Here is a 22,979-nt window from a genome sequence, read left to right as displayed (position 1 = left end):
CCTTAAACAGTTGATGTTTAAGGGTTTGTTTGTGTAGCGAGAACGAGATTTGAACTCGTGACCTCAGGGTTATGAATTCGATTAAATTTCCTGAAAATTATCGAAAACATCCCCGTTTTACTAGACTTATATCAAAAGTGTGTACGGTATCGTGTACTGATAATATTAAATTTTTAAGCTAAATTAATCAAATTTAATTGGAATTAATAAGTTTATAAACGAATAGTTTTTCATTTACTACTTTATTATATTTAAAAATGTTTTTTGTTTTTATAGGGGTCAAAACAGTAAAGATATAGCTGTTTATTGATTATAGACTTTATCAAACAGGATGAAATCAAAAGTATTTAGTTTAGTAAGTTGTTCCTATTTTAAAATTATATAGATAGAATCAGAAATTTTAATAGTTTTTAAAAAGCATATATCTAAACTTAGATAATCATCTTAAAATCTACCTACTAATCCAATTCATGTTTGCTTCCCATTATAAAAAGGAGCAACCATGACCGCCGCTTTTGTTTCTTTTTTGAAAAGTAGTTTTTGTAATTTAGGATACAACCAATACGCAGTTTTGGTACATAATATTCCAATTCCTGCACCAGCTGCTACATCAGTTAACCAATGACGGTCATTATACATTCTGAAGAAGCCCGTACCTGTAGCAACTATATAACCTGAAACACCATACCAAATAGATACATCTTTGTATTCTTGCCAAAGAAATTCGGCACCTGCAAACGCCGTTGCTGTATGACCAGATGGGAAGGAATTATATGATGAACCATCTGGGCGTTGTATTTGAGTAATGCTTTTTAATGGTAATGTTGTGGCCGCAACTAATAGATAGGATGTAGCTAAAATTAGAGTTCTGTCTTTAAAATTACTTTTACCTTTTATCCCCATTACGTTTAAACCATAAACTGAAGCTGCCGGTAGGTATTGTGTAAAATCGTCGATCGTTATTTTGTGATCAATATTTTCATTTACCTCTTCTTTTATTTCGGTATTTAAATTTTTAAGAGCATCACTCTCAATGCCAATTACGCCATAACCAATGAGCACTGATGGAATAATCAATTCTTTGTAAGAGATTTTTTTGGTGGATATAGAATCCTGTTTAACTTCCTGAGCACAGATTGACTGACAGGATATTAGTACTGATAAGAGGAATTTATAATTCATTTTTTAAAGGAAGACAGTTAGATTTTTCATGTAAAGATCAATTTGAATTCTGTAGTAAATCTGTATTTTTGAAAAACGATAGATTTAGAATAGATTTACGTGCTACTTTTACTTTCGAATTATTTATTTAAACTCAATTTATGAAAATCTTACTTGTTGAAGATGAAATAGAAATGCAAAAAAGTATCACTCGATACTTAGAGCTTGAAAAGAACATAGTTGAGATAGCGAACAATTTTAACTCTGCCAACGAAAAAATACAAGTATATGAATATGATTGTGTTTTACTAGATATCACTTTACCTAATGGCAATGGGCTAGACTTAATAAAAACCATTAAAAGTAGCAGACCGAAAACTGGTATTATTATTATTTCTGCCAAAAATTCATTTGACGATAAAATAGAGGGATTGAATTTAGGAGCGGATGATTATTTGCCCAAACCCTTCCATTTACCCGAACTAAATGCTCGGATAAAAGCGTTGATTAGACGCAATAATTTTGATGGAGTTGATGCAATTGTTATTAATGAAATCACTTTATATCCGGATGAAAGAAAAGTCTTGATTAATAATGGTCCGATTAATTTAACTTCAAAGGAGTTTGATTTATTAGTTTATTTTATTGCTAATAAAAATAGAGTTATTCAAAAAAATGCCTTGGTAGAGCATCTGTGGGGAGATAGTGCGGATCAATTTGATAATTTTGATTTTATCTATAATCACGTAAAAAACCTTAGAAAGAAACTGCTCGCGGCCCATTGTAATGACTACATTCAATCCATATATGGCATTGGTTATACATTTAAAACGGAACTATGAAGCTACTAACAAAAACAAGCCGATATTATATCCTTTATACCATTCCGGTAATTTTATTTTCTGCCATTTTTATCTATTTTTTTCTTCTAAATGAAATTGGAGAAAGCAATGAATCCATTTTGTTGACAAGGGTTAAGGTAATTCAAAACTACATCGCAAAAGGAAATACGACTGTTTTAAATGTATTTGAAGTTAATAATGAAGTTTACATAAAAGAAATAGCAAAGGATCGCATTATTCCACAAACGATAAAAGATACTTTGATGTATTCTGAGATTGAAAAAGAATACATTTCTAGTAAAATGATAGAAAAAAACGCTATTGTAAAGGGGAAGAATTATCAGATTAAAGTTTGGAAGAGTACCATAGAATATGATGAATTAGTAGAAGTAGTCTCGGTCGTGTTTATTGTTATGTTGCTTGTGCTTTTTTTAGTGACAGCATATATAAATAGTAGAATTTCTAAGCTCATTTGGACACCATTTAAGAATACCTTAGATTATATAAAGGATTTTAGTGTGCATACAACGCCATATAAAAAATTAGAATCAAATGAAATTACTGAATTCAGCGAACTAAATTCTTCGATTAATCACATGACTTCAAAAATAATTAGTGATTACAAAAACCAGAAAAAATTTGCAGAAAATGCTTCGCATGAATTTCAAACTCCATTAGCTATAATAAAAGGTAAGATAGATTTATTACTTCAAGAAAACACGTTGAATGAAGAATCATTGACGTTGTTAGTTTCTATTGAAGAGGCAACAAGCCGGTTGAGTAGAATTAATAAATCATTGCTATTGCTTTCTAAAATAGAAAACCAACAATACGAAAAAACAGATACGGTTGCGCTACTCCCTTTAATTGAAAAAGTTAGAATGGTAAATGAAGATTTTATTTTAGATAAAAACATGCAGTTTGTTTGTGAAACGACTATGGATTTGTCTTTTAGAATTAATTCAGAATTGTGTTTTATTTTAATTAATAATTTAATTCAAAATGCTATAAGGCATAATGTTAATAATGGACAAATTACAATTTTGATAAAAGAGGAAACGCTATATATAAGAAATACGGGTGTTTTAGAACCTTTAAATGAAGTTAGTATTTTTGAACGTTTTGAAAAAAAATCTTCTAATGCCAATTCTATAGGTTTAGGATTAGCGATAGTGAAAGAAATCTCAGAAGCAAATTCGATTGCAGTTTTGTATAAATATGAAAACAATGAACATGTTTTTTCTTTAAGTCAGTTTAAAAGATAGATTTGAAATAGATTCATGATAGATATTTGTTTAATAATTTAAAAAACAGCAATCATGAAAAATGTAATTTTATTTGCCGCTATTGCAATAAGTGCGATAGGTTGTGCACAATCCAAAGGTAACAAAGAAGTACCTAAAGTAGTTAAAGAATCTTTCCAGAAAGAATATCCAAATACAAAAGTAGACTGGGATATTGAAAAGGACGGTTTTGAAGCAGAGTTTAAAATGAACGGAAAGGACGCTTCTGCAAACTATGATAAAGTAGGACATAAGTTAGCTACAGAAATTGAAATTAAAGAAACGGAAATGCCTGCTAAGGCGCTAGCTTATATAGCAAGTACTTATCCTAGTAAAAAAATTAAAGAAACAGCTAAAATCACAGATGATAAAAATGTTGTTACCTATGAAGCGGAGGTTAAAATTGATAGAAAAATATGTGATTTGATTTTTGATGCATCTGGGAAATTCTTAAAACTGCATAAAGACTAATAATCAGAAATATTTACTTGTGTTTATTGTTAGAACATCTTTTAAATAAGGTGTTCTAATTTTTCATCTTTTAACCTATGCGAATTTTTTTACTCTTCATAACGGCACTTATTTCATTTGCTTCTTTTTCACAGAAAAGAGAGGTGAATTTTTTTATAGAAAAAGCACTTTTGAATACGGCTTTGTTAGATGATTTAAACAGTCAATCTAGTTCTTTGTCAATAGATAGCTTATTGTATAAAGCCAATTTAAAGCCACAATTAAATGTAAATCTATTTGCTAATTATGCGCCTGTGATAAATAATTATGGGTATGATACTGCGATTAGTAACGGACAAAATGTTAGTGGTTTAGTGAGCTTTTCGCAAAGGATATTTGGCAAAAGCCAAAAAAACAATCAGCTTGGTGCTATCACTTTATTAAAAGATAAAATTGACATTAATAAGAAAATCACGAAAAATGATATTACTAAAGCGATTCGTTTGCAATATATCGTTGCGTTTTCTGATAACAATCAATTTTTAAACCTTCAAAAACAGTTTGGTCTATTGAATTCTGAATTGGAAATTCTTAAAAAGTTTACTCAAAAATCCATCTATAAACAAACCGATTATCTGCTTTTTTTATCTACAGTAAAACAGCAAGAATTAATCCTGCTTCAGATGAAATACCAATTTGAAAATGATTTAGGAATACTAAATTATTTATCTGGAACAAACGAAAAACCAACAATTATATTAATCGAACCCCAAATTGAATTGAAGCAACTCGTCAATTCAGAGCATTCTATTTACAATCAGCAATTTGAAATTGATAGTTTGAGTATCGAAAATCAAAAACATAATATTGCAAATAATTACAAACCATCATTACTATTGTTAGCAGATGCCGGTTACAATTCTACTTTAACGGGTCAATATTATAAGAATTTTGGAAATAGTGTTGGTGTTAATCTCTCAATTCCTATTTATGATGGAAATCAAAGGAAACTCCAAATCACTAAAAACAAGTTAGCTTCAGAAACTAATTCTGCCTATAAAAAGCAATTTGAAAGACAGTTTAAACAACAGCAGGAACAGTTAGTGTTGAAATTAAGTCAGAACGAAATGATTAATGAACAACTACAAACTCAGTTAAAGATTAACAAAACGCTACTCGATGCTTTTAATAAATTATTGGTCACTGGAAATGCAATTATCCCAGATTTTGTTATTGCATTGGGGAATTCACTGTCAATTACAAATGCGATTGCTCAAAACAATACAGAACGCCTGCTGTTAATTAATGAACTTAATTATTGGAATACAAATGAAAAATAAGATAACGATACCCTTTATAATTGTATTATTTGTAATGCTTTTACAGTCTTGTAAAAAACAAGAAGCGGCAACTACGGAAACGGAAACTATTATTCCAGTAACGGTAACAACTATTGACACGACTGGAATTGATGATTATGAAGAAGTTTCTGGAACGGTTTCTTATATAGTTAAAACACCTATAAAATCAATCATTACGGGTTATATAACAGCGGTTAATGCAAAAACGAATGACAAAGTTGCAAAAGGAAAGCGTTTGTTTTCGATAAAAACAAAAGAAGCAATTGCCCTGGGAAATGATGTAAATAAATTAGATCCTAAATTAAATTTTGGTAGTGCAGTTTCAATTCCATCAAGTTCCACTGGGTTTATTACTGCGGTTAATGTAGAAAACGGTAACTATGTTCAAGAAGGAGATGTATTGGCCATTATTAATGATTCTAATAATTATGGAGTTGTAATAAATGTTCCTTTCGAATTAAAAAAACACATTGCTATCAATCAACAGTTATCGATTTACTTACCAGACGGAACCTCTATTTCAGCAACAGTGAAGCAATTTATTCCTGCTGTAGATGCCAGTTCGCAGATGCAAAGTGTATTTTTAAAAATGAATTCAAATGAGGTTTTACCTGAAAATTTGATCGTTTCGGTACGTATTCCAAAATCAAATAAATCGAATATAATTACATTACCAAAGGCGGCTATTTTAAGTAATGAAATAGAAACGGAATATTGGGTTATGTTGCTTAAAAATGATTCTACAGCTATTAAAGTTCCAGTTCAAATTGGGATAAAAAACCAAGAAAGAACAGAAATAATTTCCCCGAAATTCAAAGTAACAGATAAGATAGTCACTTCTGGAAACTATGGAGTAGGAGATACCATCAAAGTGAAAATTATAAAAAGTGCCAAATAATGAATAATTTTTTTGTAAAACATAAAAGCGGTTTAAGCACTTTAATTTTCTTGGTATTATTGGGAGGTATTTTTGCGTACTCTAAAATGCAAACCAGTTTATTTCCAGAAATTACTTTTCCTAAAATAAAAGTCATAGCCGATGCAGGGCAGCAACCTGTAGATAAAATGATGGTTACTGTGACTAAACCATTAGAAAATGCGATAAAGAAAATTCCAAATCTAAAAACGGTTCGTAGTACAACTAGTAGAGGAAGTTGCGAAATTTCGGCTTTTGTAGATTGGAAAGCTGATTTAGATGTTAGTAAACAACAAATCGAATCTAGAATTAATCAGATTAGAACTGATTTGCCGGCAGGTATTCAATTAACAGTAGAAAAGATGAATCCGTCTATTCTTCCTGTTATAGGCTATGCACTGGAAAGCACAAACAGATCGCCTATTGAATTAAAAAAAATAGCCAATTTCACGATAAAACCTTTTCTGTCACAAGTAGATGGAGTAAGCGAAGTTAGAGTGATAGGTGGAAAAGAAAAAGAATATTGGATAGAGCTTAATCAGAGTAAAATGGTTGCTTATGGCATCACTCCAGAGGCCGTTTCTCAGGTTTTAAGCCAAACCAATTTTATTACTTCTAATGGGTATTTGTCAGACAATCGCTTTTTATATTTAACCTTAACGGATGCTCAGATTACTACCAAATCAGATTTAGAGAATCTAGTAGTTATAAACAACGGGAAAGGGATCATAACACTAAAAGATATTGCTACGGTAGCCATTGAAGAAGCTAAAGAATATATTAAGGTAAATGCTAACGGAAAAGAAAGTGTCTTAATTGCGATTATTAAGCAACCAGGTGCCAATTTAATTACCATGTCAACGGACATGGATGCAAAGCTGAAAGAACTGGAAAAAATAATTCCAAAGGATATAAAAATCAAACCCTATTATGAGCAATCCAGTTTTGTGGGCGACGCCGTAAAAAGCGTTACAGATAGTTTATTAATTGGATTATTTTTAGCAATCATTGTGGCTATTTTATTTTTAAAATCGGTTAAAGCAAGTGCTACTATTTTAATTGTTATTCCGGTAACACTTTGTGCTACTTTGCTAGTTTTATATTTTACAGGACAAACCTTTAATATCATGACGCTGGGTGCAATCGCAGCCGCTTTAGGTCTTATTATTGATGATGCGATCGTGGTTGTGGAGCAAATTCACAGAACCCATGAGGAACATCCTGATGAACCCACGACAGCATTATTACAGAAAGCAATTCACTATCTCTTTCCTGCCATGGTAGGTTCGTCTTTATGTACCATTGTTATTTTTCTTCCTTTTGCATTAATGAGCGGAGTTGCCGGTGCTTATTTTAAAGTGCTAACGGATACAATGATTATCACATTAATTTGTTCGTTTTTTGTAACGTGGATTTTATTACCAGTTGTTTATTTGTTGCTTACGAAGAAAGAGAGCAACGCTTCTGAAGTAAAATCAACAACGGAACATCACGAAGTTAAAAGTCAAAATTGGGTGGCTTATTTTATCGAAAAACCGCTATTGAGTTTTGCATTTTGTGGACTTTTGATTTTTTCAATAATTTTAATTTTGCCCCGATTAGAAACTGGCTTTTTACCTGAGATGGATGAAGGAAGTATTGTTTTAGACTATGAATCGCCACCAGGAACTTCATTAGAAGAAACGGATCGAATTTTAATTGAGGTAGAGCAAATCATACATACTATTCCGGAAGTAGAAGCGTATAGCAGAAGAACGGGGACACAAATGGGCTTTTTTATTACGGAACCCAATAGAGGCGATTATTTAATTCAGCTTAAGAAAGACCGATCTAAAACTAGTAATGATGTTATCGATGAAATCAGATTAAAAGTAGAAACTTCACAGCCTGCACTTCGAATCGATTTTGGTCAAGTGATTGGCGATATGTTGGGTGATTTAATGAGTTCTGTTTCTCCGATTGAAGTAAAAGTTTTTGGAAACAATCAACAAGAATTGCAAAAAATCGCAAAACAAGTAGCTCAAATTGTCGAAAAAACAGAAGGTACCGCTGATGTATTTGATGGGATTGTTTACGCCGGGCCATCGATTAGTATTACGCCTAATTACAATCAATTATCTCAATACGGCATTACTCCAGCTAATTTGCAATTTCAATTACAAACGTTGTTAGAAGGGAATGTGATTGGTTCTATTTTAGAGTTGGATAAAGCAGTACCGATACGTATGATTTACCCCAATACTCAAAATAGAAATTTAGAAGAGATTAGAAAGATTTTTATTTTTTTACCAAATGGAAAATCAATTCCAATAACTAATCTAGTTACTATTTCGATTTCAAAGGGAATTGCTGAAATAGAACGCGAAAATTTACAGATGATGTGCGTTGTTACCGGAAGGCTAGACAATAAAGATTTAGGTACGGTGATGCAAAATATTAAAAAGGAAGTATCTAGCAAAGTTACTCTCCCGAGTGGCTATTATATTGATTATGCTGGAGCTTACAAAGACCAACAACAATCGTTTAAGGAATTATTGCTTATTTTGATGGCTTCGTGTTTATTAGTTTTTGGCGTTTTGTTATTTCTGTTTCGAAATCTAAAAGTGGCTTTCATCCTGCTTTTTATTTCAGTTTTGGGTATTGCAGGAAGTTATTTATTATTGTTTTTGACACACACACCATTAAATGTTGGTAGCTATACAGGATTGATTATGATTGTTGGAATTATCAGTGAAAATGCTATTTTTACGTATTTACAATTTAAAGAAACCTTCCTTAATTCGAATAATAAAAAGCAATCGTTGGTCTATGCGATTTCAACACGTTTAAGACCTAAATTAATGACTGCTTTAGGAGCCATTATTGCGTTATTGCCTTTAGCGATTGGTATAGGTACAGGTTCAGAATTGCATCAACCTTTAGCAATTGCAGTAATAGGTGGTTTTCTAATCGCGATGCCTTTACTTTTAATAGTATTACCAAGTTTATTGTTTTATATCAAAGTCGATGATGAGATTCTCTAATGATTTTTTTAAGTATACAATTGTCTTTACGTATTATTCGCATGGAACGTAGTCTATAAATCACTGTTGAGTTCCATCTTATTAATTATTTATGTTTTGATAATTAAAATCAAAAACAATTATGGATTCAATTTCAAAATCTTTTACACATTATAAAAATGGAGTGGGCATTGAAAAAGATATTAATTTGAAAAGTTTAAGGAAAACATACATTACATGGGTGCATCAAGTAATGCAAAAAGAAACAGGGTTGCTAACTTCACATTCGACTGCAAAAGTATTGGAATCATATTATATAGATCCTCAAATTTTATCGGTAGTTGAAAGGGGGGCTGTCGAAATAAAGATATTTGGACAAAATTCCTCACTCTAATTCCTCACTCCTAATATTTTGAAATGCTTTTTTACTTGATTGAAAATATAAAAAAACCCTTAAACAATTGCTGTTTAAGGGTTTGTTTGTGTAGCGAGAACGAGATTTGAACTCGTGACCTCAGGGTTATGAATCCCAGATTTATGATTTTAATATAAGTTAAGTAATTGTAAATCAAGGTTTTTTGTTTATTGTTGATTTGGTTTTACTTTTTTTTTTGCTCATTTCGTCACTCTTTTTCGTCACTCCTTGGATATAAGATATTTTCTAATTTATTGTAAGCTTCTTTGTGTTTTTGAGCTTGCATTTTTTTTTAGATTTAACATTTTACAAAGCACCGAAAGAAGGTTTGAAGCTACTTCAATATTCTCCATTTCTAATAAATTCCAATCAAAGATTTGTATTGAAAAGATAAAAAGGAATTTACAATAAAAAAAAATTACGAGAAAAAATGTGAATAGCTGCTATTGTGTGTCTAATAGAAAAATTTGAAAATAAGTGTGAATTTATTTTGTATTGCAGGGAAAACTTAGAATGTATTTTTTAAAATAATGGAGTCCTATTTTTCGATTTTGCTTTAATCAAGCATCATGAATTTTTTAATTTCTTTTTCAGAAATTTTAGGATTAGCTCCTTCTTGACCAGCTACTAAAGCTCCTACCGCACATGCATAATTCAGTGCCTTTTGTGGAGATTTACCTCTAAGCAACCGCAATAGGAGTGAGGCCAAAAAAGAATCTCCAGCACCAACAGTATCTACCACTTTTACAAAATAACCACTATTGTAATAAAATTTACCATTATAATACAGAACAGCTCCAAATTCCCCTTTAGTGACACAAAGCTGTTTTGTATTTGTTTTCTCGGCAATGAATTTGATATTTTGTTCAAACGAGTTATATGGCGAATCCAGTTCTCGGCTTATTTCGCGTAATTCTTCATCATTCAACTTTATAAAGTCAGCTTTTAGCATTAATGAGTAAATTACTTCTGTTGTATAGTATGGAGCTCTTAAATTTGCGTCTAAAACTTTATATTGTGCATTGTCCAAAAGAGAAAATAAAGTTTCACGAGATACTTCATCTCTGGACGCTAAACTTCCAAAAACAAAAACATCTGCTTCGGTAATCAGTTTATCCATTCTTTCTGTTTTTTCAATTTTGTCCCAAGCAGATGGATATAGTATGTCATAGGAAGCATTTCCCTTTTCATTTATCATCACATGGACTGCGCCCGTTTTATATTCGTTTGTTACTTGAATTAAATCAGTAGAAATTTCATGATCGTTTAGATATGATAAAATACCTTCTCCGTTTTCATCCGCACCTACGCGACTTATCATGTTCGTTTTAACTCCCATAGAATTCATTCGCAAAGCGACATTTAAAGGAGCTCCTCCAATTTTCTTATGAGTTGGAAAAATATCCCATAGCACTTCCCCATAACATACTGCACTTAAAGCGTTCTTTGTCTTCATAGCAAAACTTATTAAAAAATTAAGAATAAGTATAATAACGACCTATTCAGTAAAAAAATATAAGTTAAAGGCAAGAATAGAACTTGCCTTTAACAGTATTAAATTAACATCCAACAAAAAAATTATTCTTAATAACCTGGATTTTGTTTGTATAATCCAGCCGTAAAATTAATTTCTCTTTGTGGTATTGGGTAATATTCATCTCGACCCGATGTAAACTTGGCATTCGAAAGAAAGTCTCTTTTTGTTTTTTCTTTAGTAAGATAAGCATTTAATACGGGTTCAGCGATTCCCCATCTTACAAGGTCAAAAAATCGAGGACCTTCCATACCAAACTCTAATCTTCTTTCAAACATCAATGCTTTCATTGCATAATCTTTTGATGGAAAATCCAAGTATGGCGAAATTTTATAAACATCTGAAGCACCAGCTGCTAATGGCATTGACTTACTAGCTGCAGCTCTGGCTCTTACAAGATTTATAATAGGCAAAGCTTCGTTATGACGGTTCAATTGGATTAATGCTTCGGCTTTAAATAATAAAACATCTGCATATCTAATGAAATCTACATTTTTAGAAGTTCCAATAAATGGTCCGTTTTTTACATAACAGGAGCAGTCTGGCGATTGTTGTTCTTTCATATTCCCAAAAAAACCATAAACACCTGGATCTCTAGCCCAACTGAATTTGTAAACCATATCACCCGCATTTTTCAAAGTGTTTTTGTATTTAAAGGGTCTTCCAGGAACACCTACAGTATGATCAATTCGCGGATCAAGAGTTACTCCAGCCGTTAGCGGAGCATTACCATTTCCATCAATTGTTTTAAAAATATCAGAATCATTAAACGTTTCTAATAATGGCAATCCGTTTGCATCTGTTTTAAAAGCATTCACCATATTTTGACTCGCTAAGTGAAAACCACAACATCCATAAAGAGAAGTTCCATGCGGAGAGTTTAAGCCAGTTACAAAACTTACTCTTCCAGTATTTGTACCATCATTGATAGAAAACTGAACAGCCCAAATAGATTCTTGTCCATTATCATTTCCATCCAAAAAGTTTTTTGCATAATCAGTTTCTAAACCACCTGTGACCGCGTCAGCATAATCAATCACCTCTTGTAATCTTGCGGTATTTATGCTTGTTACTTGATGATTATCATTTTGCTGATAAGCTTGATACAATCTTAGTTTTGCTAAATAGGCCGCTGCTGCATTCTTATCAGCTCTACCAACTTGTTCTTGCTCTTGTTCTAAATTATTAAAGGCGAAAACGAAATCTTCCGCTATTTTATTCCATAATTCATCACTTGTCAAATCATTTGATGTCGTTAATATTTGCTCCTTAGAGAGATCTTCTGTAATATATGGAACTTTATTAAATAATAATTTCAACATAAAATGCGAATGTGCTCTTAAAAAACGTAATTCTGCTTGCCTTATTTTCTTTTTTGGAAATTCCGCTTCTGTCAATCCATTAATAACAGACAAAGCAAAATTAGCTCTTGAAATAGCCTTATAATGGTTTGTCCAAGTTCTAGGTAACATAAAATCTCCATAATCAGCAATAGTTGTATTGTATTGTTCGTAACGATCAATTACATCTACATCGCCACGACCGCCACCGCCTTTGTAAGCATCATCAGAACGCACACTTCCATAAACCCATTGGTTGGTTATTGGCCCTACCATTTCGTCATTTCCTATTGCAGCATAAGCTGCAGTAACAAGAGCATCTGCATTTTCTGCTGTTGCAACACTTTCTGAAGTCAAGACTCCTGTTGGTTCATAATCTAAAAAATCGGAGCTGCATGATGCCAAAAACAAGATTGACAGGCAGCTAATAACTATTTTATTATATTTTTTCATGATAATTGCTTAAAAATTAATGTTTAGACCCAATGAAAATGTAGTTGGAACTGGTATTCTATTTACATCTGTGCGTTCTGGGTCTTGACCGATATATCCTTTTGGTGTAAACCAAAATAAATTCTCTCCCTGTGCATAGACCCTACAATTTGTTATGAATCCTGTTTTTTCTACTAATTTCTCAGAAAGTGTATATCCAAGTTGCATGTTTCTAACTTTGAAATATGAGTTGTTTCTGAATAAATAATCAGATGCTTGATTTTCATTATTTGCCAAAGAAAGGGAAGGAACATCTGTGTTTGTATTAGTAGGTGTCCAAGCATTCAAGGTTCCAGGTCCCGCATTTTCTCTACCTTGAACAAAATTATTCCAATAGATATATGGATCTTGTCCAATACGGCCTGTCACTCCTGAACCAAACACAGAAAAATCAAAATCTTTATAAGCTAAACTAATGTTGATTCCATATTCTAATTTTGGCAATGTGCTTCCAATGAAAGTTCTATCGTCAGAATTTATTACACCATTTCCATCAAGGTCAATATATTTAATTCCTCCTAATCTGGCAGCCACTTGTGTAGCATGTGAATCTATTTCAGCTTGACTTTGAAACAAACCGTCCGTTTTGTATCCAAAAACTTCAAACTGTGAATGTCCTACGATTGAATTAGTCGCTGTCCCAGGATAGGCAGCTCTCACCTCTTCTGGCAAATAAGTTATTTTATTCTTTGTCGCACCAAAATTAGTAGTCACATTAAAAGTCAAGCCGTTATCCAAGGTTTCACCATAACTTACACTAAGTTCCCATCCTCTGTTAGCAGTATTCGCGCCATTTACAGAACGTTGTTGTCCTTCGCCAACAGCAGATGCTACAGGTGGTACAATCAATATACCTTCGGTTTTTCTAGAGAAATAATCAAAGGATCCGGACAATTTATCTCCTAGGAAACCAAAATCTAAACCAACATTATATTCCTTAGTTGTTTCCCATTTTAATCCTGAATTTACACCTTGTGTAGACACAAAACCAGAAGGTAAATTTCCAGTATTGACACCATTCAAATCGTACGCTGTACCCACATTATAATAAACATTAAAAAAATCAGGGAAATATACATTTTGATTAGGACCATATCTCGTTTCAAACAAACCAAAGCGAGCATTATCTCCAATAGATTGATTTCCCACCTCTCCGTAACCAGCACGTAATTTCAAATTTGAAACTGCCGTAACATTTTTAAGGAATCCTTCATTGTTAATTCTCCATCCTGCAGTTACTGCTGGAAAAATACCATATCTATTATCTTCACCAAATCTAGAAGAACCATCTCTACGAATTGTGAAAGAAGCTAAATAACGATCTGAAAAAGCATAATTAAATTTTCCGAATTGAGAAAGCAAACGGCTTCCAGTTGTTACACCATTATTAGTTCTTGCACCAGTTGCCGCTGCAAGTGTAAAATAGGATTCTGATTCTACTGCAAATCCTTCAGCACGGGCAAACAATGAATTGAAATCTGTTCTAGTTGATTCAGTTCCTATAAGAATTCCAATCTTATGATCTGAAACTTTTAAACTATAATTCAAAGTGTTTGAAATGGTTAAACTTGAATATTTATTAGTGTCTAAGGTCAAACTATTTACATTCCTAGTAATAAACCCATTGTTTACCGTTGGTTCAATGTCTTTACGTTTAAAATCATTAAAATCCATCCCAATACTGTTTCTAAAAACCAATCCTTTTACGATATCAATTTCAGTGAAAACATTACCATATAAAGACATTTTTCTAGAATTATCCCATCTATTTAGATATTGCATCAACAATGGATTATTTCTATCTGAATATCCAGATCCAATAGGACCTCCATACCCTCCAGTACTGGTATAAACTGGAATAGTAGGAGCAAGAGATATTGCTAATCCTGGCGTTGGTGCACTACCTACGTCATTAGCTGCGCTTCTTTCGTCAGATTGTGTAAATTGAGAGTTAACTCCAAATCTTACTTTGTCATTAAACAATTTAAAATTAGCGTTAAGTCTAGCAGAATATCTCTCGTAATTCGTATATTTTAACATCCCTGAATTATCCAGATATCCAAGATTTAAAACTGCATTTGCTTTTTCAGATCCTCCAGAAACAGACAAGTCATTATTTACAAGTAATCCTGTTTGATATACTGTATCTTGCCAATCAGTATCACCTGCAGGTACGTTTAGATCACCTCCTACAAATGGTTTTACGCTTACGCTATTTAGGACTGGATTAGCAAAATCATTATTCCAATCAAAATTATAAATTTCGCCATACCCACCCGCTGGATCAGCACCATCATTTACAGATGCTTGCCATAATACTTTACCTCTGTCTACAGCATTAAGCATTTTATAGCGTTGTTTCTTTTCAGAAAGGACTGAAACGTTAGTACTAAATGAAACCGAAGTAACTCCCCCTTTAGCTCTATTTTTAGTGGTTACAATAATAACTCCATTGGCTGCTCGAGAACCGTAAATGGAAGAAGCCGAAGCATCTTTCAAAACTTGAACGGATTCGATTACACTAGGACTTAAACTCGCAAATACCTCTGGTCGTACGGTAGGAACCCCGTCAATCACATACAAAGGATCGGTATTTCCCAAGGTACTTACACCTCTAATCAAAATTTTGCTACTTGCACCACTTGGATCTCCTGATTTTTCAATTGCCAAACCAGCAACTCTCCCTTGGAGTGCTTGCATAGCATTACCAGAGCTCATACTTTGCCCTTCTATTGGCTTCAAATCCACAACCGTTACGGCACCAGTTAAATCTGCCTTTTTTTCTCGTGAATATCCTGTTACAACAACATCCTCTAATGTAAGAGACTCTGATTTCAATGAAACATCTAAATTAGTTTGTCCATTAAGCTTAATAGTTTGTGTAGCAAAACCTGTATAGCTAAATATTAATGTTGCATTTTTATCTACGTTATTAATTGTAAACTTACCGTCAAGATCTGTAGATGTACCTATATTTGTACCTGATACCAGTACCGATGCTCCCGGAAGAGTCATCCCGTCTTCTGCGGAAGTTACTACTCCTTTAATTCCAATATTTTGGGCCGATAAAGAAATAAAGGACCCCATCAGGATTAAGTAAAGAATTATTTTGTGTTTCATAATTAAATTGGTTTAGTTAAAGCTTAGTTGGTTTATTATTAAGTTTTCAATGGTATATTCTGCATTAGCATGAGAGACGGTGAAATATTGCATTGGTTTATCTGGAAAAAATATTTCCGACATTACCGTTTTTCCATTATTATAAAAAATTTCAATTGAAGTTTTGTCAACAATTACTCTTACATCCATTTTATCAAAGTCACCTACAAAAGGAGCTTTTGAAATGTTTTTTGCAAAAACATCAGAAAAAGCTAAATTTCCAGATTTTGATCGATCGATAAAAAAGTAATTATCTTCTTTATTGATTCCAAATTGTAGCGTATTGTTTGAATCATTTGAAAATGAAAAAGTATAAACATCCTTTTTTAGATTCTTTAGAGTAAAGCGGATATCTAGTTTCGATAAATCGACTAATCCCTTATCTATTATCACTGTTTCTCTATTTATTTTAAGAGATTCTTTTTTAATAGTCTTAGCAATATAATTTTGTAATTCTTTTACCGGTTTAGAAGAAACAATAAAGTGACCGTCCTCGTTTACAAGTGCTAATTCTCTAGGTATCGTCATAGAACTTCTCCAAGTTTCAGTTGGCACTTTTTGCCCGTAATCCCAATTTGACATCCAACCTATGAACAATTTTCTGCCATCAACCTCAGATATATTTGCCCAAGTTACCCCTGCATAGTTGTCTCTTCCGTAATCAATCCAAAGTCCTTTTTGTTGTTTTACATCTTTGGCAAAAGATTCATCCAGCGTGAATGTTTTTCCATCAAAATCACCAACAAAATATTGAGTAGCAGAACCACCATTAGGTCCTCCTGGGTTAATACTTAATAACATTACCCATTTGTATTCATCAGTGCCCTCAACTTGCATCGGAAAAAAATCTGGGCATTCCCAAACACCTCCATGAGCCCCAATTTCTTTCCCGAAATCTGAAAGCAGTTCCCAGTCTTTTAAATTTTTGGAACCATAAAACATTGTTTTATCACCTGCTGCCAGTACCATTATCCACTTGTCATGAATGGCATCCCAAGTCATTTTAGGGTCTCTAAAATCTTTAATATTTGGATTTTTAATAATTGGATTAGCGTCATATTTTGTCCAGGTCAAACCTTCATCTAATGAATAAGCAATTCCTTGTGACTGATAATTAGTTTCCCCTGCTTTTTCCTTTTTCATGTCATGATAAGTAAACATGGCAACCATTGGAGGATTTTGTAAGCTCCCAAAACCCGAAGTGTTTTTAACATCAACTACTGCACTTCCTGAGAATATATAGCCTTTTTCATCTGGATAAAGCGCAATAGGTTTTTCTGTCCATGAAATTAGATCTGTACTTATGGCATGTCCCCAATGCATAGGTCCCCATACATTTGAATCTGGATAATATTGATAAAAAAGGTGGTAATAACCATTGTAATAAAACATCCCATTGGGATCATTCATCCAGCCTTTTTTGGGAGTGAAATGAAAGTTTGGTCTATACAATTCTGCTTCTGTATATTCCTTCCTTTCATTAAATAAAGATTGCTTACATCCTGCTAAGAGAACCATTCCCATAATACAACACAAGAGCTGGAAAAATTCTTTTTTAATTACTGTTTTCATATTTTTTTATTTAATTAATTTTTTACTCAATTCTTCCAAAGAAATTCCTTTTGTTTCTGGCATCATAAAAGCAACAAACAAAAGTTGAAAAACCATCATCACTGCAAAAAACAAAAACACTGTGCCAGGGCCTACTGTAGAAAACAAATATGGAATTAATGATGGAATTATAGCCGCTAGAACCCAATGTGTAGTACTCCCAAAGGATTGCCCTGATGCTCTAAGATGGTTCGGGAAAATTTCTGAAATAAATACCCAGATTACCGCACCCTGTCCTATCGCATGTGCAGCAATAAAAAGAAACAAAAATATTGGGACTGCCATCCCTTCCCAATGAAGGAAGAAAGCCATTGCTACTAAACTAAGTGATATAATATAACCAACAGAACCGATATACATTAAAACCCTACGTCCCAATTTATCAATAAGAAAAACACCCAGCAGCGTAAAGATCAAATTCACGACACCAATACCTATACTGCTCAACAAGGCAGTGCTTTCGCCAAGACCTGCTTCCTGAAATATTCTACTTGAATAATATAAGAATGCATTAATTCCTGACAGCTGATTGAAAAAAGCCATTAAAAAAGCCAATATCAAAGGAGTTCTGTATTTCTGCAAAAAGATAGTATCGTTTGCAATTGCCGCGTTGTCGTTATCAAGCTCTATTTCTTCCTTCATTTTCTCGTAGTCAGAGTCTTGTTCCATCAACTGTAAAACCTTTTTAGCTTCATCATTTCTAAATTTAGACAGCAACCATCTTGGACTTTTAGGAATAAATAAAACCAGCAATACATATATTATGGCAGGAAATGCTTCAACACCCATCATCCATCTCCATGAGTTTTCTCCAATGTCTTTCAATAAATAATTAGAAAGAAAGGCAACTAAGATTCCTAAAACAATATTGAATTGATAAAACGCTACTAATTTTCCTCTATCCTTTGCTGGAGCAATCTCTGAGATATAAGTTGGTGCAGCAATTGTTGAAGCACCAACTCCGATTCCTCCAATAAATCTAAAAACAGCAAAAACAATCGGGTCATTTGCAAAAGCTGAACCAATGGCTGAAACCAAAAATAAAATTCCAATCCATAATAAGGTATTCTTTCTTCCTATTTTATTAGTGGGTATTCCTCCAAATATGGCACCTAGTACCGTACCCCATAGTGCCATTCCCATGACAACTGTCCCGTGAAAAGCATCAGATGAATTCCAAATCGATTGTAAATTTTTATCGGCTCCTGAAATTACTACAGTATCAAAACCAAAGAGGAAACCTGCTAGCGAAGCTATCAAGGCCCAAGACGCTATTTTTTTCATTATGTATAATTATTATATTGAATTGCTAAATTATGTGTAAAAAAAACAATTATTATTTACAGATGTTACAATGTTATACAACGCTTATAAAAAAACACAATAACTATAGCTATAGCCTTTAATTCTAGCGGATTTAACTTTAAAAATTATATGTGCTACTTCGTTGTAGTTACAGTTATGTTACTAAAAGTAGAATCATGTTACATGGTTATTAATCATAATAAGAAATAAAAGGACATCAATACTCGTATATCATTAATCTTTGGGTTTATTTAAGTAAAAGTTAAACATTGGGGTTGGTGAGTAGAAACAAAAAAACCATCAAAAGTATATTTTGATGGTTATGCTTAATGTTAAAATACGTCTATTATTAGGTAGGTTTTAAAAGAAGATTAAATTCAGTAAATAATAAGGTACAGACAATTCCTAGGAATATAATAGAAGGGTTAAAGCTCACAATTAGCATCTTAAAACTTATTTATAATCGTGTTTTCTGATTTTTGAATTCCTTTGGAGACACTCCAAATTTATTTTTAAAAGTAGTTGAGAAATAATTTGGAGAAGAAAATCCAACTGCATATGCTATTTCAGAAATAGTTTGATTCGAATTTAGAAGCAGTTCCTTTGATTTATCTAATCTTATATTATTGATATGATCACTTACACTAATCCCTAAAATCGCTTTTACTTTTCGATATAATTGCACGCGAGAAATATTCAAGTCTTTAGCTAAATCCTCGACGGTAAAAATAGAATTATCAATATTTGAAGCTACTAACTCATTAAGCTTTCTAAGAAAATTCTGTTCTGAAGTTCCAAAATTGACATTCTCATTATTTGCAATATTTGCAATATTATTAGAATAATAAAAGCGTAATTTTTCTCGGTTAAAGAGTAATCCTTTTATGGAATGAACTAGTACTTTTAAACTAAATGGTTTTGTTAGGAAAACATCGGCACCACTTTCTAGGGCCTTCAGATAGGAATCCTGGTCATCTGAAGCAGTAAGAATAATTATCGGGATATGAGAAGTCCTTAAATCTTTCTTGAGAATTTCACAAATTTCAAATCCATTTTTTCCTGGCAAATTCAAATCACACACTATAACATCAGGTATCATCTCTAATGCACGATTAATTGCATCAGATCCGGCAGAGGTATAAATAGAAAATTCAACAGACAGTTTTTGAGTCATATAATCAAGTAGATCTACATTGTCTTCGATACATAAAATAGAATATTTATCATCTGAATTTGCAACTTCTCTGTTTGGCAGAACTTCTTCGTCAAGATAATCATTCTGATTAACGAAGTGTAAAGCTGGGGTGTTCACTATACTTTTAGGATCTAAATGTTCTTTTCCTAATTGTAATGTTATAATAAAATCAGTTCCGTTTTTCGATTGAACTTCGACGCTTCCCTTATGTAAATCAATAAAACTTTTGGACAGATGGAGACCAATACCGGAGCTATTTCTAAAATTGTTAGAGCCTTGATAAAAGGCACTAAACACCTCTTTTAATTCATTTTCCGGGATTCCAATCCCAGAATCTTTAAAATAAATCTTAACCTCGTTCTTCAGTTTGTCTTCATTTATCACAATAGAAATCTTACCTTTTTCTGGAGTAAATTTAAAGGCATTCGAAAGCAAATTAAAGTATACTTTGTCCATCAGATTTCGATCAATATAAACCTCAAGATCAGGATTGTTTGTCACCAAAGAGAAATCGATACTAAGTTTCTTTGCTTCTCTTTCAAAATCCGCAATAATACTATTTGAAAAATCAAACAAATTAGTGATTGAAGCTCTTAATATAAATTTTTTGTCTTCAACTTTTCTATAGTCTAATAATTGATTGATTAATCGAAGCAACCTTCTAGAATTATTATACATCAAAGTAATCTCTTTATTTACTGAATTTCCTTTGCTTTTAAGCTCTGTTCCCAGAGACTCTACAGAACTTAAAATTAAAGTCAAAGGCGTTTTAAATTCATGTGACAAACCCATAAAGAAGTTTAATCGTGCTTCATTACTTTGTTTTAATTCCTCTGAGTATTGTTTAATTTCATTTCTTTGACTTTTAATTTTTTTGTTTCTTATTTCTAATTCCTCTTTTTTACGGCTAATCGCAATGCGAGAATAGATACTGTACACTGCTAAACACAATGTTAAAATAAATAATGCAAATAATAGTTTCAATAAATTATTTTGAGTTGCATATTCCTTCCCTTTGCTTTTAATGATATTTTGCTGTTCTTCAATATTTGACTGTTGAATGGCTATTCTGTCAAATTGATTACTCATAATATCTGCGTTAAGTGAATCTATTATTGTAGTAGTAAGTTTGTTTTTTTTGGGAACTATTTCATTATATACAATTTTCAAGGCTATTTTTATTGCTTCACTACCTCCTGTAGGGTACAAAATAGTTGCACTCAAAACTCCTTCTTTAACCAATTGAATCCCTCCAAAGGGACCATTGAGACCATCAACTCCTATAAACTTTAATTTATTTCCTAAACCTTTACTTTTAGCTATTTTCCAGGCATTATATGCGATAACATCATTATAACAAAATACATAATCTATATTTTGTAAACTATCTAATAATCTGGCAAATTCTGTTTTTGGATATTCAGAGTCCACAGAACCTACTGTATGTAATTTGATTCCTGGGTATTTACTAATAATTTGTTTAAAACCTTCACTCCTTTCTACTCCTGGAGAAGTTGTGTGATCTCCTTTAATTTCAACTACAGTAGCATTCCCTTTTGACGAAGCAGCAACATATTTTCCTGCTAATCTACCTACCTCAATATTATCTGCGCCTATGTAAGTATTGTAATTAGTTGTGCTTGCTTTTCTGTCTATTAAAATAACAGGTATACCGTTAGCCTTGGCTTTTTCTATAACGGGAACAATAGAGTCAGATTCGAATGGGGAAATTATTATTACATCAACTTTATTATCAATAAACTTCTCTATATCAAGAATTTGTTTTTTAGCTTGGTGATGCGCATTATATATAGTCAAATTGACGTGGGGGTGAAGAGAGGCCTCGACTTCCATTGCATGATTCATTGAAACTCTCCATAAGTCATTTCCAACACTTTGTGAAAAGCCTATTGAAATTTCACGTTCTTCTGTAGCTGTTAAATTACAAGAGGTCTGTAGGAAAACGAAATTCAAAAGCAGGATATAAAAAAAGATGCTTCTTGTCATGGTTTGATTGGCTTATTATAGTGTGTCATTAACCCATTGCGACTAACAACTTTGAAATATTGGAAAGTATACAACTTTATAGGGAGCAGGGAAGTTAAGAGAGTTTTTTTTTGACTATATTTTCTAGAAATTATTAGAAAGGTTCAAAAACAAATATATAAAAAAAAAGGATAGTATAATTTTATTAGCACAATGGTATTTGAAGTTTCTAAAATTGCAATAAAATTAAATTCTATCCAGATTTAAATTGTTCTGAGTGTTTTTATTGTGCCGCAGTATATTGTTTTAGTAAATTATAGAATCAAGCTTTTGGAGGTTACATTCCTATAAAGAAGTTCGTCTTAAAAAGGAGGTGAATTGGATGTAAGTAGAATGATTAATCACTATTCTTCATTCAGAATCATGTATCAATACAATTGAAGTTGACTATGGTTTAACACACAAAGGCATACCAGAAAAATTTCCAAATATTTCAATAGAAAGTACTTTGGCCGATGCTGGAATATTAATTCAATAGTCTGAACTGTATAAATTGAAAATATAGGAATTATGTGGGCGAACTATCAATCGATTTTAGTTACTATTGCAAATCCCATCGAAATGAGGTTTAATTACAATTCTAATTTCTAATAATTGCAAAATTGTGTTGCATTTTACTTAGGAAAAAATAAATTGTTTCGCTTAACCGGAGGTCTTTTTTTTTGTATTGTTTACATTGTCAAGTATATAACTGCGTGGTGTTTTGAATTTCATGACTCTTTGTTCTGCTCAAGTAAGGAATTAGCCTCAATAAAAAACCCTTAAACAGTTGTTGTTTAGGGGTTTGTAAGTAGCGAGAACGAGATTTGAACTCGTGACCTCAGGGTTATGAATCCCAGATTTATGATTTTTTAAATATATAAACCG

14 protein-coding genes are annotated in these 22,979 nt (G+C 32.4%); 7 read left to right on the top strand and 7 right to left on the bottom strand.

All coding sequences use genetic code 11. The features are described 5' to 3' along the window. Window positions 1-468 precede the first annotated feature (468 nt). On the bottom strand, window positions 469-1,182 hold the full coding sequence (locus AC4PRO_RS17410; protein WP_492118290.1) for a phosphatase PAP2 family protein: 714 nt from the start codon (window positions 1,180-1,182) through the stop codon (window positions 469-471). 140 nt (window positions 1,183-1,322) lie between these two features. Here AC4PRO_RS17410 and AC4PRO_RS17405 point away from each other — a divergent pair, with 140 nt between their 5' ends. From AC4PRO_RS17405 to AC4PRO_RS17375, 7 genes are all read left to right on the top strand, one after another. Further along, a complete protein-coding gene (locus AC4PRO_RS17405) occupies window positions 1,323-2,003 on the top strand; it encodes a response regulator transcription factor (protein WP_492118289.1) in 681 nt (226 codons plus the stop codon). Continuing rightward, window positions 2,000-3,268 (top strand): sensor histidine kinase, encoded by a 1,269-nt coding sequence (locus AC4PRO_RS17400; protein ID WP_492118288.1) that lies wholly within the window; start codon window positions 2,000-2,002, stop codon window positions 3,266-3,268. The genes AC4PRO_RS17405 and AC4PRO_RS17400 overlap by 4 nt, the downstream gene beginning before the upstream one ends. A gap of 54 nt (window positions 3,269-3,322) precedes the next feature. After that, window positions 3,323-3,757 (top strand): PepSY-like domain-containing protein, encoded by a 435-nt coding sequence (locus AC4PRO_RS17395; protein WP_492118287.1) that lies wholly within the window; start codon window positions 3,323-3,325, stop codon window positions 3,755-3,757. A 77-nt stretch (window positions 3,758-3,834) separates the two neighbouring features. Continuing rightward, entirely contained in the window at window positions 3,835-5,076 is a 1,242-nt protein-coding gene (locus AC4PRO_RS17390; RefSeq protein ID WP_492118286.1) for a TolC family protein, read from the top strand. After that, a complete protein-coding gene (locus AC4PRO_RS17385) occupies window positions 5,066-5,995 on the top strand; it encodes an efflux RND transporter periplasmic adaptor subunit (RefSeq protein ID WP_492118285.1) in 930 nt (309 codons plus the stop codon). Before AC4PRO_RS17390 ends, AC4PRO_RS17385 begins: the two co-directional genes overlap by 11 nt. After that, a complete protein-coding gene (locus tag AC4PRO_RS17380; protein ID WP_492118284.1) occupies window positions 5,995-9,036 on the top strand; it encodes an efflux RND transporter permease subunit in 3,042 nt (1,013 codons plus the stop codon). Before AC4PRO_RS17385 ends, AC4PRO_RS17380 begins: the two co-directional genes overlap by 1 nt. A gap of 121 nt (window positions 9,037-9,157) precedes the next feature. Next, window positions 9,158-9,409 (top strand): hypothetical protein, encoded by a 252-nt coding sequence (locus tag AC4PRO_RS17375; protein ID WP_074723478.1) that lies wholly within the window; start codon window positions 9,158-9,160, stop codon window positions 9,407-9,409. 577 nt (window positions 9,410-9,986) lie between these two features. Here AC4PRO_RS17375 and AC4PRO_RS17370 read toward each other — a convergent pair. From AC4PRO_RS17370 to AC4PRO_RS17345, 6 genes are all read right to left on the bottom strand, one after another. Then, window positions 9,987-10,886 carry a carbohydrate kinase family protein gene (locus AC4PRO_RS17370; RefSeq protein WP_492118283.1) on the bottom strand — a complete coding sequence of 300 codons (900 nt, stop codon included), beginning with the start codon at window positions 10,884-10,886 and terminating at the stop codon, window positions 9,987-9,989. A 128-nt stretch (window positions 10,887-11,014) separates the two neighbouring features. Continuing rightward, on the bottom strand, window positions 11,015-12,757 hold the full coding sequence (locus tag AC4PRO_RS17365) for a RagB/SusD family nutrient uptake outer membrane protein (RefSeq protein ID WP_492118282.1): 1,743 nt from the start codon (window positions 12,755-12,757) through the stop codon (window positions 11,015-11,017). A gap of 9 nt (window positions 12,758-12,766) precedes the next feature. After that, on the bottom strand, window positions 12,767-15,916 hold the full coding sequence (locus tag AC4PRO_RS17360; protein WP_492118281.1) for a SusC/RagA family TonB-linked outer membrane protein: 3,150 nt from the start codon (window positions 15,914-15,916) through the stop codon (window positions 12,767-12,769). 12 nt (window positions 15,917-15,928) lie between these two features. Then, entirely contained in the window at window positions 15,929-17,527 is a 1,599-nt protein-coding gene (locus tag AC4PRO_RS17355; RefSeq protein WP_492118280.1) for a glycoside hydrolase family 32 protein, read from the bottom strand. 6 nt (window positions 17,528-17,533) lie between these two features. Continuing rightward, window positions 17,534-18,850 (bottom strand): sugar porter family MFS transporter, encoded by a 1,317-nt coding sequence (locus AC4PRO_RS17350; protein WP_492118279.1) that lies wholly within the window; start codon window positions 18,848-18,850, stop codon window positions 17,534-17,536. Window positions 18,851-19,328: 478 nt separating this feature from the next. Then, window positions 19,329-22,073 carry a hybrid sensor histidine kinase/response regulator transcription factor gene (locus tag AC4PRO_RS17345; protein ID WP_492118278.1) on the bottom strand — a complete coding sequence of 915 codons (2,745 nt, stop codon included), beginning with the start codon at window positions 22,071-22,073 and terminating at the stop codon, window positions 19,329-19,331. Window positions 22,074-22,979: the final 906 nt, after the last annotated feature.

Source organism: Flavobacterium sp. DW-iso2 (assembly GCF_058725285.1).
Note: the sequence above shows the minus strand (reverse complement) of the source record. Positions and strands in the feature narration are given on the sequence as shown.